General features: G+C 47.0%; 13 protein-coding genes. 10 read left to right on the top strand and 3 right to left on the bottom strand.

The genetic code is table 11. The features are described from left to right. Positions 1–51 precede the first annotated feature (51 nt). From RJP21_RS18245 to RJP21_RS18220, 6 genes are all read left to right on the top strand, one after another. A complete protein-coding gene (locus tag RJP21_RS18245; protein ID WP_160041656.1) occupies positions 52–945 on the top strand; it encodes a carbohydrate ABC transporter permease in 894 nt (297 codons plus the stop codon). Positions 946–975: 30 nt separating this feature from the next. After that, complete coding sequence (locus RJP21_RS18240; RefSeq protein ID WP_310860547.1) at positions 976–1,815, top strand: carbohydrate ABC transporter permease; 840 nt, start codon at positions 976–978, stop codon at positions 1,813–1,815. A gap of 3 nt (positions 1,816–1,818) precedes the next feature. Further along, complete coding sequence (locus RJP21_RS18235; protein ID WP_310860546.1) at positions 1,819–4,260, top strand: family 43 glycosylhydrolase; 2,442 nt, start codon at positions 1,819–1,821, stop codon at positions 4,258–4,260. A gap of 62 nt (positions 4,261–4,322) precedes the next feature. Further along, entirely contained in the window at positions 4,323–6,086 is a 1,764-nt protein-coding gene (locus RJP21_RS18230) for a glycoside hydrolase family 2 protein (RefSeq protein WP_310860545.1), read from the top strand. Positions 6,087–6,096: 10 nt separating this feature from the next. Further along, entirely contained in the window at positions 6,097–7,065 is a 969-nt protein-coding gene (locus RJP21_RS18225) for a glycoside hydrolase family 43 protein (protein ID WP_310860544.1), read from the top strand. Positions 7,066–7,500: 435 nt separating this feature from the next. Continuing rightward, positions 7,501–8,097: a TetR/AcrR family transcriptional regulator gene (locus tag RJP21_RS18220; RefSeq protein ID WP_310860543.1), complete on the top strand. Its 597-nt coding sequence runs from the start codon at positions 7,501–7,503 to the stop codon at positions 8,095–8,097. 270 nt (positions 8,098–8,367) lie between these two features. Here the strand turns inward: RJP21_RS18220 and RJP21_RS18215 are convergent, their stop codons facing one another. Then, positions 8,368–9,162, bottom strand: a complete 795-nt coding sequence (locus RJP21_RS18215) for an SDR family NAD(P)-dependent oxidoreductase (RefSeq protein WP_310860542.1) — start codon at positions 9,160–9,162, stop codon at positions 8,368–8,370. Between the two features lie 482 nt (positions 9,163–9,644). On the opposite strand from RJP21_RS18215, the gene RJP21_RS18210 reads away from it, so the two are divergent. After that, the gene (locus RJP21_RS18210; protein WP_310860541.1) at positions 9,645–10,499 is read left to right on the top strand and encodes a stalk domain-containing protein; all 855 of its coding nucleotides are present in this window, start codon (positions 9,645–9,647) and stop codon (positions 10,497–10,499) included. Between the two features lie 130 nt (positions 10,500–10,629). Here RJP21_RS18210 and RJP21_RS18205 read toward each other — a convergent pair whose 3' ends face one another. Beyond that, positions 10,630–12,159 carry an alkaline phosphatase family protein gene (locus tag RJP21_RS18205; RefSeq protein WP_310860540.1) on the bottom strand — a complete coding sequence of 510 codons (1,530 nt, stop codon included), beginning with the start codon at positions 12,157–12,159 and terminating at the stop codon, positions 10,630–10,632. A 581-nt stretch (positions 12,160–12,740) separates the two neighbouring features. Between RJP21_RS18205 and RJP21_RS18200 the strand changes: the two genes are divergently transcribed. From RJP21_RS18200 to RJP21_RS18190, 3 genes are all read left to right on the top strand, one after another. Next, positions 12,741–13,244 (top strand): DinB family protein, encoded by a 504-nt coding sequence (locus tag RJP21_RS18200; RefSeq protein ID WP_310860539.1) that lies wholly within the window; start codon positions 12,741–12,743, stop codon positions 13,242–13,244. Between the two features lie 275 nt (positions 13,245–13,519). Then, positions 13,520–13,987 (top strand): GyrI-like domain-containing protein, encoded by a 468-nt coding sequence (locus RJP21_RS18195; RefSeq protein WP_310860538.1) that lies wholly within the window; start codon positions 13,520–13,522, stop codon positions 13,985–13,987. Positions 13,988–14,277: 290 nt separating this feature from the next. Next, on the top strand, positions 14,278–15,513 hold the full coding sequence (locus tag RJP21_RS18190) for an RNA polymerase sigma factor (RefSeq protein WP_310860537.1): 1,236 nt from the start codon (positions 14,278–14,280) through the stop codon (positions 15,511–15,513). 37 nt (positions 15,514–15,550) lie between these two features. On the opposite strand, the gene RJP21_RS18185 is transcribed toward RJP21_RS18190, so the two are convergent. Then, a complete protein-coding gene (locus RJP21_RS18185) occupies positions 15,551–17,710 on the bottom strand; it encodes a catalase (protein WP_310860536.1) in 2,160 nt (719 codons plus the stop codon). Positions 17,711–18,186 lie beyond the last annotated feature (476 nt).

Genomic DNA, 18,186 nt, shown 5'->3' with positions numbered 1-18,186 from the left:
GTTTGCGGCGTTTTCGCTTTTTCCGTTTGCAGTATAGGGAGGAAAATGTGAATGAAGAACAAAACCCCGGGATATCGGCGTAAAGAAATCATATGGTCTCTGCTGTTTATTGCCCCGCCAATATTGGGCTTCCTGATTTTCAGCTTGACGCCGCTGGTCACTTCGTTCGGATTAAGCTTCATGTCATGGGATATGTTCACGCCCGCCAAATTCACGGGCGTGGAAAATTTCCGGTATATGTTCGCGGACGAGAAGTTTTACAAGTCTCTTTTTAACACGGTTTTCCTGCTTCTTGGGGTTCCGCTTGGCATGATCATTTCCCTGGTGCTGGCCATCCTGATGAACCGGCAGCTAAAAGGGATCTCGATTTTTCGCACCATTTACTACATTCCGGTCATTTCACCGATCATTGCAATTTCATTGCTCTGGCAATGGCTCCTCAATTACGACTACGGGATTATCAATGAATTTATTTGGGACGTTTTCGGAATTCAAGGACCTAACTGGCTTGGCGATCCCAACTGGGTAAAACCGTCGTTTATTATCATGGGACTTTGGGGCGGAGTCGGCGGAAACATGGTTCTCTATCTGGCCGGTTTACAGGGGATATCGTCCAGTTATTACGAAGCGGCTCAGGTGGATGGAGCTTCACGTTGGCACCAATTTAAGCATATCACCCTTCCGCTGTTGTCGCCGATTCATTTTTATGTGGTTGTGATGGGGGTTATCGGTACTTTCCAATCCTTTAGCCAAATGTACATTCTGGCGGCCGACGGCGGACCGGAGTACAGCGGGGCGACGATTGTATATTACATTTTCCAGGAGGCCTTCAAGTATTTCAATATGGGATACGCAAGTGCAGTGGCATGGGTTCTGGGGATTTTGATTTTTATCCTGACCCTTTTCCAGTTCCGCATCTCCAAGCGCTGGGTCTACCAGGATTAAGCTCACGCAGGAATAGGAGGATTGAAAAGTATGGTAAAGCAACGCCGTTTGATCAATTTGATCGTCTATATCGTGCTGATCGCAGGTTCATTTATTATGCTTGGCCCGCTGGCATGGACGATTTCCACGTCCTTAAAGAACCAAAAGCATGTTTTTGATATTCCGCCTCAGTGGATTCCGAATCCGATTACCTGGCTGAATTACGAGGATGTATGGTCCAAAGCGCCTCTGCTGTACGGTTTTATGAATAGCGCTATCGTCGTCGTGTCCGTATTGTCCGTCGGTTTATTTGTTGCGGCCATGGCGGCATACTCGTTTTCCAAGTTTGACTTTCCATTCAAAGAAGGCATTTTCCTTGCCCTGTTGGGAACGATGATGATCCCTTATTCTGTCGTCATGATTCCCCAATATATCGGGTTCTCGGAACTCGGATGGGTTGATACGCTGCTGCCGTTAATTGTTCCGGGCATGTTCGGAAATATCGTAACGATCTTTTTCTTCCGTCAATTTATGCAGGGTTCCATTCCGAACGACCTCATTGATGCGGCAAAAATCGACGGTTGCGGGTATTTCCGTACGTTTACGACCGTGGCGCTTCCCATCGTGAAGCCCGCGATCGCAGCCCAGGCCGCGCTTGGCTTCATGGGAATTTGGAACGACTTCTTAGGACCGCTTATTTATCTGCACACACCGGAACGGCAAACCATTCAGGTGTTGATTGCAAGCATGCAATCCAATTATATCTCCACCTCCAATTATCCGTCGCTGATGGCCGCTTCGATCATAGCGCTTTTGCCGGTCGTTATCGTCTTTTTCTTTGCGCAACGGTACTTTATTGAATCTCTTGCCATTACGGGCATCAAAGGCTAACCCATGAAGCAAAACGGCAAAGTATGGGGGCTGATCGGGGTTTCGCTGGCAACGGCCGTCGCTGCGGTGGCGGCAACGGTCTTTGTTTTAAAAAATAACAACGGGAACGAGCAGACATCCGGGGGAGAGATTGCAATGAAACAAACCTACCAAAATCCGATGAAACTGGATCAGGAGTGGGAGGACTACGGCATAGGCGATCCCTATGTACTGAGATTCAACGGGAAGTATTACTTGTATTGCAGCACGAAAGATTGGCGGGTCGGAATCAAGGCGTGGAGCTCAGAGGATCTTATCCATTGGAAATATGAGGGGCTGGTAACGGAAGATCCCCTGACGGAGGGAGCCTACGCGCCGGAGGTCGTTTACTGGAACGGATCCTTTTATATGTACACTTCTCCCGGCGGCAAGGGGCATTATGTGCTGAGAAGCGACAGTCCGACGGGGCCGTTCAAGGTGGAAACCGATAATTTGGGATTAAGCATCGACGGATCCGTGTTTATTGATGACGATGCAAAATGGTATTTTACGCACGCTGCACCGGGTGGAATTATGGCAAGCCTTATGGAGGATCCTTACACGATGGGCCCCGAAGACAAGCTGAATACGTCGTTAGGGCATTGGACCGAAGGGTCGATGATCATCAAGCGTCAAGGCCGTTATTTTATAACCTATACAGGCAACCATGTGTTTAGCCGCGGATACCGCGTCAATTATGCGGTAGCTCACGACTCGCCAAATGGCATCTATACGATACCGGATAACAACCCGATCCTCATCTCGACTAAAGATGACTTTAACGGCTTAGGTCACAGCTCAACCGTGATGGGGCCGGATATGGACTCCTATTATATCGTGTACCACAATCTGGCCGGCAGGTCGGCTGAAGGTCCGCCGGTTCGGATGATGAACATGGATCGGCTGCTTTTTAACGGAGATAAGATGTCCGTTGCCGGCCCGACGCATGGGATGCCGGTCCAAGCGCCCGCCCGGCCTGCCTTTTATGATTATTTGACGGGGTTACCAGGTGAAGATCATTGGGAACATCAAGAAACACAGCAAAACAAAGAAACATGGATTACCAAGGACAGCACCAACAGCAAGTTTACGGCTGAGTTTAATGCGGTAATCTCCGAACGGGAGGATCAGAAGGCTTCGGATTCTCGTGCGTTCGAGGCGCTGTTTTCTTATCAAGATGCAGACCGCTTCCGCGGTATTCGGGTGGATATGGATTCAAAAACGTTATCTCTATTTGAAGTGGAGCAGGGAAAGGAACGGGTCGTCCAAACCGGGGATTTACCCAAAGGAATGGATTTGACCAAACATCATACCTTGCGGGCGGAATCGGATCAAGAAGGGACTTTGGTCTATTGGGATGGACTGCTCCTGCTGAGCGATAAGCAAATGAAAGGAGTCGCCGGTGCGATCGGTTACCGCTGGTCAACGGCTCTGAACCCGACTTTGGGCTATACGGCTTTTTCGAACGAAGCGGGCGGCAGCAGCGATCATAAGGTTCTTCACCCCCTTCCGGGAACGATGGAGGCCATTCACGGCATAAGAGGCGAGGACGACGGCCGGACATTTTCCGTAAATGACGGGGATGCGCCGGATGGAAGCTGCTCGGTAACCCTCCTGAAAAATGACTCGGAGTTGACCTTTCCGGTTTATGTCAAGGAAGAAGGGACTTATCTGATCTCCGCTATGGTGGCACAGGGTAGCGCGGGAGGCAAGCTGACCGTTCATGCGGGAGGAAAGCGCAAAGAGATACCGTTAAAGGCAGAAGACTTCTCGAATGAGTCGGAATGGTCAAAGATCCCGTTGGCTTCGTTCCATCTCGGCAAAGGGCCCCAATGGATTTCCCTGTCGAAAGAGAAGGGGGAGGTGTCCATCCGGTACATCGAAGCCGATAAAACAGTCCCTGCGCCAACCCGGCAAACCGTCGAATTCACGGATCGATTCGGGAGTTGGGATGTGAGCGGCGAACAAATAACGCTTCAATCGGAAGCCCGGGAAGGCAAGTTGTTCGGCGGAGATTCGGACTGGAGCGATTACGAGGTGAACCTTCAATTGACCCCCACGGGCGAGGCGCCTTCGAAAGCTGCTTTGTTATTCAGAACAGCCAATGAATCCGATTTTAAGGATCAGGTAAACGATTCTTTTATGGGGTATGAGCTTTCCTTTAATAATGGATTTGTGAGGCTGAACCGGATCAATTACGATGTGAACGAAGAGAAGGCGTCGGAGCTCCTGGAGCTTGAAAACAACAAGGCCGTAAACATCCGGGTAAGGCTCGAAGGTGCTGCTATCAGCGTATTTATCGGCGACTCGAAAAAGCCTTTGTTAACTTGGACCGATCCGAATGCGTTCTTGACAGGGCGCGTTGGATTACGCACGGCATCGCAGGGCTGGTTATTTTCACCGGTCACTGTTACGCCTATCAAATAGACGAAATGATAACTATATAAATACAAGCACAGAATACAGTGCAATAAAGGAGCAGGAGATTAATGGCAACCGCAATGTATATCAAGGACTACCCCCGTCCCCAATTTGTGAGAAAAAACTGGACTAATTTAAATGGAGCGTGGAACTTCAGGTTTGATGACGCCGATGTAGGCGAGCAGGAGAAATGGCAAGAGGGTTTCCAGAGCGATCTGAAGATCAACGTCCCTTTTACGTATGAAACCAAGGCCAGCGGAATTGGAAGAGAGGAGCATCATAGCCACGTTTGGTATCACCGTCCGCTTGAGGTTCCCCGGGAATATGCCGGGAAAAGGGTGCTTTTGCACTTTCAGGCCGTAGATTATGTAGCCAAAGTGTGGATCAACGGGACTTATGTAGGTTGTCATCAAGGCGGATATTCGGCATTCACCTTCGATATCACCTCCTATATCTCGGTGGGCGCGACCAATCAACTAACTGTCAAAGTGGAAGACACCATGGACGCCACGCAGCCCCGGGGCAAGCAACGGTGGGTGGAGAACAATTTTGAATGTTTCTATGTGCAGACGACAGGTATATGGCAAACCGTATGGCTTGAAGTCGTTGAACCCGTTCATCTCGATGCGGTGAAAATCACGCCGGATGTCGACGCACGCTCTGTACGTTTCGAGTATCAGGTGGATGGGAGCTTGGCCGGCAAGGAAATTCGGCTGGAGACGATCATCAGTCTGAAAGGCAAGCAGATGAAAAAAGCTAGCCTTGTCATCGACCGTCCATGGCTTCAACTGGATGTGGATTTGGTCCATGAAGCCAACGGTCCCTGGAAGCAGTATTTATGGTCTCCGGAACGCCCTAACTTGTATGATGTGGAATTTGTCCTTTACCAAGGGGAAGAGAAAATCGACCACGTTTATTCGTATTTTGGAATGCGAAAAATATCCATCGAAAAGGACAAAGTACTGCTCAACAATGTACCGATCTACCAGCGCCTTGTGCTGGATCAGGGGTACTGGCCTGAGAGTCATCTGACGCCGCCGTCGGAAGAAGCGATCCTGGAAGATATCGATAAAATCATGCAGATGGGGTATAACGGAGTCCGCAAGCATATGAAAGTGGAGGATTCGCGTTTCCTGTACTGGTGCGACGTGAAAGGACTTTTGGTTTGGTCGGAGATGGCCGCTACTTTCGAATTCAACGATAACGCGATCCAGAGATTCACTTCCGAATGGATGGAGGTTGTTCGTCAACAGTATAATCATCCGAGTATTATTACATGGGTCCCGTTCAATGAATCCTGGGGAATCATGCAGATTTTCAAAGACAAAAAACAACAGAAATTCACGGAATCGATCTATCATTTGACGAAATCCTTCGACCCGAACAGACCGGTCATTACCAATGACGGTTGGGAGCATACGGTTTCAGATATTTTAACCCTGCATGATTACGTGGAATCCGGGGATGAATTTATGAAACGTTATGCCGCAAAAGACGAAATCGTTCATAACGACAAGTCCTTTAATCATTGGAAGTATGCGTTCGCGGACGGCTATCATTACAAAGGACAGCCGATTATCGTCAGCGAATTCGGGGGCATCGCCTTCCAATCGGAAGCCGGATGGGGCTACGGCAAGCAAGAGTCCTCGGAAGAGGCTTTCCTTTCGCGGTTCCGGGCCATTCATCAGGCGATTAAGGAGACGGACTACATTGTCGGCTACTGCTACACGCAAATTACGGATGTTCAACAAGAGATGAACGGTTTGTTGACAGAGGATCGCAAGCCGAAGGTGCCGCTCGAGGTCATCCGTGAAATCAACATGTCCAAATAGGGGGAGTAACATGTCACCGCAAACTTTCCAAAACCCGCTGCTTGCCAGCGGGGCCGATCCCTGGGTGATTAAGCATACGGATGGGTTTTATTATATGAGCGTTACCTTGCGTGACCGCATTGACCTTTGGCGGAGCCGGACTTTGACGGGGTTGGCTGATGCAGAGCCGACAACCATATGGACTCCGGAGCCGAACGGCCCGTATTCGCATCGTTTATGGGCGCCGGAGCTGCATTTTATCGACGGATGCTGGTACATCTATTATACAGCCGACGACGGTGCCGGCGATGATACACGAAGAGTATGCGTTCTTCAACTTTCGGGAGATGACCCGATGCAGGATCCGTGGATTTTTAAGGGGGCCGTCAATACGGAATTTCAAGGCCTCGACGGAACGGTGCTGCAACATCATGGTCAATGGTATTTCTTCTATGCCGGATATGGACATTTCCCGGATTATGGATCAGCGATATATGCCGCGCGTATGATCAATCCGTGGACCTTGACCGGACCGAACGTGCTGATTACGGCCCCCACGGAACCATGGGAGAAGCAGGGCGGAATGGCGATTAACGAGGGTCCCGTATTTTTGCGGCGTAATGGGCGGATTTTTCTTATATTCTCCGCCAGCGCCACTTGGTCCGATGACTACTGTCTGGGGATGGCCACGATTCAGGATTCCGATGATCTGCTGGATGCCTCGGCATGGACGAAGCATGAAGGTCCCGTGTTCGCCAAAAATCCCGGACAGGGGGTATATGCCCCTGGACATAACAGCTTTACCGTTTCGCCGGACGGCTCGGAAGATTGGATAGCTTATCACGCCTATTCCTACTCCGAGTCCGAACAGGACCGTTCATCCGGAACGCCGCGAAGCATGCGGATCCAGCGGTTTGGCTGGAAGGAAGACGGAACCCCGGATTTCGGAGTTCCCCTATCTACAGAGGTTCGTATTCCTTTGCCTGCGGGAGAGGAATAATTCGGGTTCATACCCCGGTAAGCCAGCGGCTTGCCGGGGTATTTCTTTGTTTAAAGGGTGCAACGCTATAAACCAAGGATAAGGACCTAATCCTTTCCGGTCAACAGTCGTCTTCCGAGCTGCAGTCGCGCTTCAAGCTCGATCCTGCTTTTGCAATCCTCGCAATAATGTATTCCTTTACGGTTTCGTTTTATGTGGTCGTAGGCTTGAGTGCCCTCGAAGACAGCAAATTCTCTTTTGCAACCATAACAGATCGAATGCAAACGAAATCCTTTGAACGGGTCCTTCACCGAAATTCCCCTCCCGTCGATCACGACAAGCTCCATTACTATTGACGTGATAACCGCAATGGGTTATAACTGAAAAAAAACTAAATAACACAGTGTGTTATTTATTTTAGTGCAGTGTGTAAAATAAAACAAGGGGCGTTTACCGTTGCCGAAAATTGTGGACCACGAACAAAAAAGAAAACTGATCGCCGAATCGGCATGGAGGATTATTGAAGAAAAAGGGATCGAGCATGCGTCGATCCGCGCCGTCTCCGCTGCGGCAGGGGTGTCGCCTGGCGCTTTGAGGCATTATTTTTCAACGCAGGACGAGCTGTTACTGTTTATCGTGGATTATTATTTGACCGTTAAGGCAGAAGGGCTAGAGATAAGCCGTATTCCGATGAAGGCTGCATTGGAAGTGCTTTTAGAATTACTCCCTATGGATACGGAAAAACGAACTGCAGCTGGCGTTTGGTGGGTATTCGCTATCCGTTCCCTCACGAGCCCGTCGTTGCAAGCTAAAAAAGACGAACTCACGGACGGACTCCACTACCTGACTAAAACCGTACTCGATCTTCTTGCTAAGGCAGAGCTTCTTCACTCATCGGTAGACATAGAACTCGAAACCTTTAGACTGGCCGCGGTCGTTGAAGGCTTGACGATTCTCGCATTGCTTCGCCCGGAGCTCTACCTACCCGAGACCGTTGAACGGATCGTCGTCCGCCATCTTCGGGAGCTTTGCGTAAGCGCTAAGGATGAATGACAAGCATTTTCAGTATAGCGTCAAACAAAACAAATCATTGATTTATATTAATATCCAGCTTTCTAATCTTAAAAGAACAATTTACGGTTGGAATGTACATAATAGTAAATCTTTAGGAAAAGCTTATGTATGATAGTTTGAAGCAAAAAACAGTTGCATAATAATCAATGTTATCATTGATCATTATGCAACCGCATATGCTTCACGAATTGAGAGCAGGGCTACAAAAGATTGGGGAAAAGAACGGGAACAGCTGCTAACATTTGTTTATTAAAACACACTACGTACTAATCCCCCATCTATTCGTAACGCGGAGCCATTAATGGCAGAAGAGAGAGGACTGCTTAAAAAGGTGACAAGGTGTGCAATTTCTTCCGGACGAATAAGCCTTTGAATAATGGAGGTCGGCCGGTTCTCTTTCATAAATCGCTTTTCGGCTTCTTCGATGGTCAATTTCTCATTAGGATACAGGCTATTTAACATCGTTTCCACGCCTTCTGTTAAAGTGGAACCAGGCATAACCGTATTGACAGTCACATTTGTTCCCTTAGTCAACTCGGCTAAACTGCGGGAGAGCGAAAGCTGCATCGTTTTGGTCGCGCTATAATGAGCCATTTCCAGAGATGGCATAATCGCTGCTTCGCTGGCGATAAAGATGACTCTGCCTTCATTTTTCTGAATCATTTGTTTTAGGTACCGGCGAGTAAGCCTGACACCACTCATGATGTTGACTTCAAACAGCTTGAACCAATCTTCATCAGGAATATCGAAATATTCTTTCGGCTCGAAAATTCCCAGGTTGTTAATAAGAATATCTACGTCAGCATACTTCTCAATAACCTCCCGGCATCCTTGCTCTGTTCCCAGATCGGCGACAACGGGTTGAAGGACAGCGTCAGGGTACTTTGCTTGAATTTCTTGCATCGTCTGATTCACTTTTTCTTCGCGACGTCCATTAATAAGTACAGTGGCGCCTTCAGCCGCTAACGACATGGCGATTGCTTTTCCGATTCCTGCTGTAGACCCGGTAACCAGTGCCGTTTTTCCTTTTAAATGCAAATCCATGAATATCCCTCCCAAATTTGTGTTTCTAAGAGTCAAAATTGTCCGGATCCGGACCGACTCCAATATAAAATGACTTGCGCGGAAGAATGGGTCCTGAGAACATAATAAAAATTGCAACAGATCTGCGATCTTCCGTAAGTAAATTTACGCTGACAGTATCATTACCAACTATAAAATGAATCATACCCCATAGCAATTTGCTTGGCATACTAGATGCACCGATTGACATCGATAAAAGAGAAGGGTCAAAGTCAGCCGGTAATTATGATTATGAGAGATATGAGCGTTATAGAAAAGTAAGCACTTTGAAGTGCCTTAGATACTTGAACGTTCCATAGGCACTTTTTGGTTTCTACATAAAAAGGAAAAATATGCAGAAGAAGTACGACGTAAAAGAGTCTAAATGTAAATAGCAACTTTTTTAAGATACAGACGTTACTAATATAGTAATAAAAATTTACAATTAGTGGGTGAGATTTACTGTGAAAACAAAGCTTTGGAAATATGCCGTTGCCTTTATATTTATGATGTCAGTGCTGTTTCCTCTTGGAGCCCCGAAATCCGATGCGGCTTCCAAGTACGTCGAGCTGGAATTGCAATGGAAAGACGGCCGGATCAATCATATTCAGACGCTGCTTAAGGACGGAGTGACTTACGGAAGCTTTTTTTCGCTGGGCAGCGGAGCCGGTCTGAATTGGAAAATGGAAGGTGAAAACACGGCGGTTCTGAGCGGCTATAACAAGCGTGTTGTTGTACGCATGGGAAGCAAAATTGCCGAAGTAAATGGTCAAAAAGTGGACATGGGCAGAGAACCTGTATGGTATATTAGCCACCTGTATGTGCCGATCAAATTTCTTGCATCTGCTTTAGACGGAGAAGTGGCAAATCAAGACTTGAAAACGGGGAAAGTAACCGTGACGGGACTCAGCAACTATAAGGATACCTTTTATGGAAGCGTGATGGGATACAACTATACAATACGCGCAGCAACTGGGGATATTGAAATTACGAATGTTTATACGGGTCAAAAGAATTCGATTCCGTTAGGCATCAAGAACATTGATGTGAATACGCATGATCTCACTATCGACTTCAAGTTTACTCCCAAAAATCTGCTTGTTGTAACCGTTGAATATACTAATCGAAAGACGAAAGACTATGATCTGTATACGTTGATATTCAAGAATCAAGGGCTGATTCGCAAATCCGCGGCTCACGGGTTAACGGAGAAGTTTGAAATCCTGAAGCCGGACGGTACGATTCAACTCATGGACGACCAGAATCTACGTGTTATTGATGACGGAAGCGGCAGCGTACTTGAGGTAACCGCTCGGTAACGCGGCAATGATTCTTTACCCGAACGGACAATGTATGTTATTGGACAACCGGAGAACAAGAAATATATTGTTAGCCGGATGAATAACACATCAATTACACTGAAGGGTTGAGTGCCAATGGTTTCGCAGCTCAACCCTTAAAATGCTGAAGAAAAAATGATTTTAAATCGACGACCCGCAGTGACTCCGGCTTATGGTCTGTTCCGGAAATAATCAGAGGAACGAGCGATTCCGCCTGACTTATGCCACCGTGTCCCGCGCCTCCTTTATGTGTCGGCGAACTGCCATACTTCAATTCATATCCCGGTTTTGCGGTGATTACCATGTATTCGCCGTCATGCGAATGTAAGGCTGAGTACAATCGCCGTAAAACATCGGGATATTGTCCATAATCCAATGTGCGCTCCTGGGTATTGATTTGTAAATCCAGCACTTCCGGGTCCTTGGCCAATGTCCATGTTTGTTTATAACGATCGACCATATCTCCTTGGGATTGATAGGCGAATTCTTTAGATGATCCCGATCGAACAACACGAATCCATCCATGATCTTTCCACGCCAAAATATCGATTCTCTCGTCAGTTTTCAGAGCGTCCGATATATGCTCGAAAGAAAATTGCGGGGTTAGCTTATATAGATAAGCCATTCTGTCATTTATGGCAAGTATAATCTCGGTTTGGTCCGTTACGGCGCCACCTTGCTTTAATACGCGATATCCCTTCAAGGATTGGCCTAAATCAATCACCGGTTGTTGATTTTTTGGAAGCACATGGGTCATTCCGTTATCTCCCATAATGATGATCACGGCTTTTTTCAAAGCCTGTTCCCGTGAACCAAACGCTTGCAACAAAGTATGCAATTGGTTATCCGTGCGAATGACGCCGTCCAAATCGGAAGGGCCTTTTTTATGTATCCTGGTGTCGAGATCGGGAAAATAGACATAAAGAAAATCAGGCAATTGCCCGTTCTGAATGAGATGCGTCACCATTTCAAGGGAATATCCATTGTTAATACCAAATTTGCCGATGGGGCCTATCGGCAAATTTTTCACGTTTTTCAGCGGATTTGAGAAAGCGCCATAGGCCAACAAATCCGGACCTTTTACCTTGAGATTCTTGGGTAATACGGTAGGCATATGGAGCCAAAAAGGAAAATTCAGCTGGTGATCGCAGCTTCCCCGGTAGATCAATCCGTTAATGGACCCTGATTTTAATCCCATCCGGGCCAATTCTTCAAAAATGGTCGGAACTTGCGGATTCAAGTGGTTTCCGTTCAGATGGATTAATACATCATTTAAAAATTGATTGATTCCGTTCCTGTATATTTCCCAAAATCCGCTGCCATAGTTAATGAGTTTCTTGTCATGCATAGAATACCAGAGCAGTCCCGGTACGCGATGTTCATCCGGATACGTTCCCGTGAGCAAGGTGCTGTCGATCGACACGGACATCGTCGGAAATGAGGTAACAACATCCTTATAGTATTGACCGTGTTCAATCAAGAACTGTAAGGTAGGTAGTTTATTTTGTTCGATTCCCGTATCAATCGACTGACTCATTAATGTATCCACAACAATGAGGATTATTTTGGGTAAAACCGGATTGGTACCGGATTTAGTTCGACTTGCTCCGTTCAACATGAAATCGCTTTGTTGCTGCAACCTTTTCACCTGCCAGTCTTTTGTCAGCTTTCTCTTCAGCCACATTATTTGCTTTCAGTATTCAAAATATTCGGCATCTGAACCCACAGTGTGCGTCACTGCGGGTTTTATTTATTTTCAAACCCAGTGAAGGGAGGGAAGGTATGAATAGCAAATTATAAGACGGGATATATGGTGAAGATTTTTGAAGTGAAAAAAGGGGTGCCTCAAAGTCGAAATTGGAACTTTGGGATACCTTTTTTTCACTTGTCATTCAAGTTCTTATGCCGATGCAGCGAATGCGATCGAAACTGTAGTTTGTAAGGAAGATACAGCGAAATGTATAAAATTATAATTATGCTACGTTCGTGGGCAGAGGGAATTATTTTGGAGTTGGCTGAGAAAATCAAATAAGACTTTGAATTGAATAAATCTAACTTGCTCTAGGATGACTTATTACAGGTTAAAGCCAAGAAGGTGTTTGTTCTATAAAGAAGAATAATATATCGAATGCATTCTGTTCCACAAATAAAGATGGAGGAGGGGAAGGTTCGTACTATTTTTTCCTAATTAAATGTCCGTAAAGAGGAGCATGAATAAATTTGGATACTTCAACCGTAGTGATTGACTTTCTGATGAGGAAATACAAAGCAGATCAGAAGTGGACTCGTATTGTCATTGAGCAATTATCCGAAGAGGATATTTTATGGTCGCCTACGCCAGAAAGCAATAGTATCGCTAATTTGGTCGCACACATTTCAGGGGCGGTATATGAATGGTTTGAAACCGTATATTTTGGTGCTCCAAATAACCTGGATCGAAGTAAAGAATTTGATCGCGGTCTGCAAATATCGAAAGAACAAATATTAGAACTTTCAGAGAAATCATACGACTGCATCATTAAGGTTCTTGAAATCATGAAAGCAAATCCTGAAAAATTGCTGGAGCAGCCATACATAAATTACTCAAACCTTAATGGCGCCTTAGATCATCAAGCCACCGCCCTGGAAATGCTTCTGCATCAATTTAGACACTTGCCTAGTCACACGGGACAAATCATTTACATTGCAAAAATGCGCAAGGGGCATCTGAATTGGGAGATTTAAAGTATGCGTACTTAACTCTTCCTGCGGACAATTATTTCAGCAGCCGCTGAATGGTATGCGTATCATTTTCCCGAATTTGAGAACGTAGTGACATAATCGATGCCTTCATCGATTGTTTAAACCAGCGTGGAGCTGGGGCGGAGTAATGATTTTGAAAAGCTTCGGCATGCTGACTTTTTCGTGCAGGAAATGCACGGCATTCATTTTTTATCTTCGATAATATTGATCTTGAAAGGAGGGGCTCCTTTCATATTTCAATTAAAGGAGATGTCGAAATGAATTATCGGATTGAGCAAAGAGGGCCTTTTGAGATGTTTGGCGTTTATGGCCTTATCAACTCGGACAGACAGACCGCATTTGCCGAAGTTCCGGCGTTCCGTAAAAAATGTGATGATGACGGCAGTGTTGATCTAATGAACGAATTATTGGGACGTTTTGGCGACACCCTATTGCATGCGGCCTTATATGATGACAATGGGGAATCTTTCAAATACATGATATGTTATCATTTACCAAGGGGACTTAAAATACCGGAGAGATTTACAAAACTTTCTGTACCGGCATTCACATGGGCTATTTTCCCGGAGCCGAAATGCGATTTGAAAAAACTATGGGAACGAATCTATTCCGAGTGGTTTCCGACATCTGAATACGAGCAGATTGAAGGCCCTAGTTTTGAAATGTACTATGGAACTGGAGAGCATGTTACTGGGGAGATTTGGATACCGGTAAAGAAAAAATAACTTCTTACTTCATGCGACACGCATGTGTTTCTTACCGGCTCATCCGTTGTATTACATAAAATCAAATCCGGAATGGACGCCACTGATTTTTAAAGAGCAGGAAACCCAATGAAAATTGAAATAGATAATAATGAATGGAACGTACTGTGGGCCCTTTAGGTTATCTTAATCGGGCTTTTTTTGCTTGGCACACATGCTGTTAATCGTAATCATAATTTTTTTGCAAATGGCGTGGCTTTTTGGCTCCCTCCGGTGTCTAATTCATTGTAAATCAAGAGGAGGTTCTCACCATGTCAAGAGCTCAAGACACAAAGCCTGTTTATCCGGATAAACAGGAGAGCAATACCAGCTTTGAAAGCACGTATGAGTTGTATCGTCCAAGAATCCGCAAGTACTTCTCGTTAAAATTGAACCCAATGGTTGCAGATGACTTGACTCAGCAGGTTTTTTTGAAAGCTGTCGAAAACATTCACAACTTTAAAGGCCGCTCTAATGTATTCACGTGGATATTTAACATCGCTCAGAATACAGTAAAAAACGAATATAGGAGGATATCGAGAAAAAAAGAATCTCCATTTGATTTTACGGCTTATGAATCACAGTCGATCTCCCTTGAATTTACAAATTATGTGGATTTTCGGATTGATATTGGAGCTGCGCTCAATCAATTAGATGAGGTAGACCAGGAAATTATTGCATTACGCTTTTTTGTGGACTGCACGCTGACTGAAATCGCCAAGATCATAGAGATGCGTGAGAGTGCAGTTAAGAACAGATTGTACCGATCTTTGGAAAAACTGAGGAAAGAACTAAAAGAATGGGGGGACATTACCATCATGTCTATTCAAGATTTGATTTCAATTGTAAATAAGGGCAACAACGAGGGCACGAATCATCGTCTGAAGAAAGTACATCATGACTTGTTCGTTGAACTCAGCAAACATGTTGAAAGAGTCTCGTCAAAATATAATCACGATCCGTCACAAAAAGTAGTTATTGAAATATACCCCGATCTGCCAACGTTTCATCAGGCAGTAGGAGAAGCTGATGCTCCCAATTGGTTTATGGGCACGTATGATGGGCATATCCTTAAAATAGTATCTCCCTTGAACCCGGGACCCGAGCACACGTATCAATCCATCCTGAAAAGCACGGTCCACTTGTTCACCATGTGGTTGATCAGTGATATGAATCCGAATGTGCCAAAATGGATAAGGCAGGGGATCGGTGGATATGAAGCCAAACAGATGACCGAAGACTTTATAAAAGGCTCTACGGAAGAAGCCATCCGTAATCTCGAGATCCCATCTTTTGAAGAATTAAATAACGATACCTGGGATTTCGAAACGATGAAAGGATTTCAGTTCTCCTATATGTTCGTGGAATTTGTTGTGGAGAAATACGGAATAAATGCATTAAACAAGTTGATCCGAGCTCCTCATGCTTTTAATGAGATTTTCCAATGTTCGGAGTCTGAATTGCATATGAAAATGGTCGAATATATAAGAAGCCCGGCCCCGCAATGAGCGAAGCCGGACTATCCTTCATCCATTTTCAATAGATTCACTTCAATGGTGAAATCATCTGCATTTCCCGGCCCCAATGGCGGTGCATGGCGATGGCGTCGACCAGCTGCCGGGCAAAGACGCCGCCGTCTTCCGTCTCCTTGCGGATCACCAGTCCGGTATCCTCGCCAGGAGACGTCAGGTGGCCGGAAGATGCCGAAGCGTCAGACAAATGAATGCCCGAGCTCGACAGCAGCTCGATGGCCGACGCGGAAGCGCCAATGGTTTTGAAGTGGTTGTAGGCTTCCGTCACGAAATTGGCCGCTTCTTTGATAACCAGCAGCTTATCGATGCTCTGCTCCCCGCCGGCTACATAGACGGCGTCAAACAGCACGGAGTCGGCCGTAAGGAAGGTATGCACGGCCTCCAGCCGGCTGCCGTCGGTTCCGGCAATCATCCCCAGATTCTCGCTGACGACTTCCGGCACGACACCTGCTTCAGAGAATGCGGCGAGCACGGCCTTCATTTCGTCCGCGTCGAACCCGTCAGCGGCCAGCACCGCCACCTTGCGGGTGGCCGGGGACATGGCGGTATGAAGCTGGCTCAGCGCCGGTGAGGCCTGGGTTTGGGCACGTCCTGCCGTCGCCGTCCCTGTGGCTTCTTCTCCGGCCTTCGGCGGGTTGACGCCGACGCCCAGGGCGATTTTTTCGGCCAGCAGCAGATCCACGTTGGCGAACATATCGACGACCTGCTGCTGTACGCTTTTGCTTTTCACCTTGCCCACCTCGAAGCGGAAAGCCTTAATGATATGCTGCTTCTCCACGTCGGACATGCTGTTCCAGAACAGTTTGGCTTGGGTGTAGTGGTCCTTGAAGCTGTCGCTGCGTGCCTGGACTTTGCGCCCATCCACTTTTTCCTGATAGTGAACATATCCGCCTTCCTGCTCCGAAACGGGGCGGGGGGCGTTGTTTCCAAGGGAGTTTTTATGATAGCTGGTTTGGCCCCGGTTGATCGTCGTGCGATGGTAACCATCGCGCTGGTTATTGTGAACCTCCGCCACCGGCCGATTGATCGGAATCTCATGGAAGTTCGGTCCGCCCAGACGGATCAGCTGCGTATCGGTATAAGAGAACAAGCGTCCCTGCAGCAGCGGATCATTGGAGAAATCGATTCCCGGCACCACGTTGCCTACGTGGAAGGCCGCCTGCTCTGTTTCTGCGAACACGTTGTCCACGTTGCGGTTCAGGGTCATTTTCCCGATGCGTTGAACAGGAATGAGCTCCTCCGGCCAAATTTTGGTCGGGTCGAGAATATCGAAATCGAAGTTGAACTCTTCATCCTCCCGGATGATTTGCACGCCAAATTCATATTCGGGATAGTTGCCCATTTCAATCGCTTCCCACAGATCGCGGCGGTGAAAGTCGGGATCCTTGCCGGCGATTTTTTGCGCTTCGTCCCAAACCAGGGAATGCACGCCCAGCAGCGGTTTCCAATGGAATTTCACGAAATGCGCTTCGCCCTTGTCATTGACAAAACGAAAGGTATGTACGCCGAAGCCTTCCATCATCCGGTAGCTGCGCGGGATCGCCCTGTCCGACATCGTCCACATGATCATGTGGGCCGATTCCGTGTTGCTGGAGACAAAATCCCAATGTGTATCATGCGCAGTGGAAGCCTGCGGGATTTCATTATGGGGCTCCGGCTTGAACGCATGAACCAAATCAGGAAACTTCAGCGCATCCTGGATGAAAAAGACCGGGATGTTGTTGCCTACGAGGTCGAAGTTGCCGTCCTCCGTGTAAAACTTGGTGGCAAAGCCCCGGGCATCCCGAACGGTATCGGCCGAGCCGCGCGAACCGGCCACGGTGGAGAATCGCACGAATACCGGCGTTTTTATCGAAGGGTCCTGCAGAAACTTAGCCTTCGTGTACTTCGTCATCGGCTTGTACACCTGAAAATAACCGTGCGCTCCAAAGCCTCGGGCATGAACCACACGCTCTGGAATGCGCTCATGGTCAAAGTGGGTCAACTTCTCCCGGAAATGAAAATCCTCCATTAACGTCGGCCCGCGTTCGCCCGCTTTGAGCGAATGCTCGTCCTCGGAAATTCGAACGCCTTGGTTGGTAGTCATTGCTTCGCCCGCATCGCTTACACGGAATTCCTCTAGCTGGCTGTCCTTCATATCCTTCTGTGGGTGCTGCTCCTTCTTACGGTCCATCAATGAATCCCCTCCTGTTGGTTACGGACGATACGATGTCCGAGTATTTACACATGTTTATTTACCCGGATAAAAATCCGCCTAAACGGGAATAGGAAAGAGACTTTGCGCGAGCTTTTTCGTAAAAAGAGTGCTGCAGAGCCGTTTTCCGCTTTTCCAATTTTTTCGCCTCTAGCGAAGACGCCATACCTCATTAGAATAATCAATAAAAACACGGACCTGTACATCATTCCGCTGCAAAGAATGGACATGATTTTGACAGTGATTTCTGCAAGCACATGGCTGCCATCATCCCAACCATATTGGTTAAATTTCTGCGGAATGACGTCGGGGATGATGGGGATGGTCTTAAGGTAATGAATTTTCCGGAAATTCGAATGGAAGAAGGGCCTTGAGATGGAAATCAACAGGTTTTTGGGGTTACAATGTTTCTAAACGGCTGTTTAATACCATGATCTTTTGAGAGTAGTGATGTA

Source organism: Paenibacillus sp. VCA1 (assembly GCF_031583795.1).
Classification (GTDB): domain Bacteria; phylum Bacillota; class Bacilli; order Paenibacillales; family Paenibacillaceae; genus Paenibacillus_AQ; species Paenibacillus_AQ albilobatus.
Note: the sequence above shows the minus strand (reverse complement) of the source record. Positions and strands in the feature narration are given on the sequence as shown.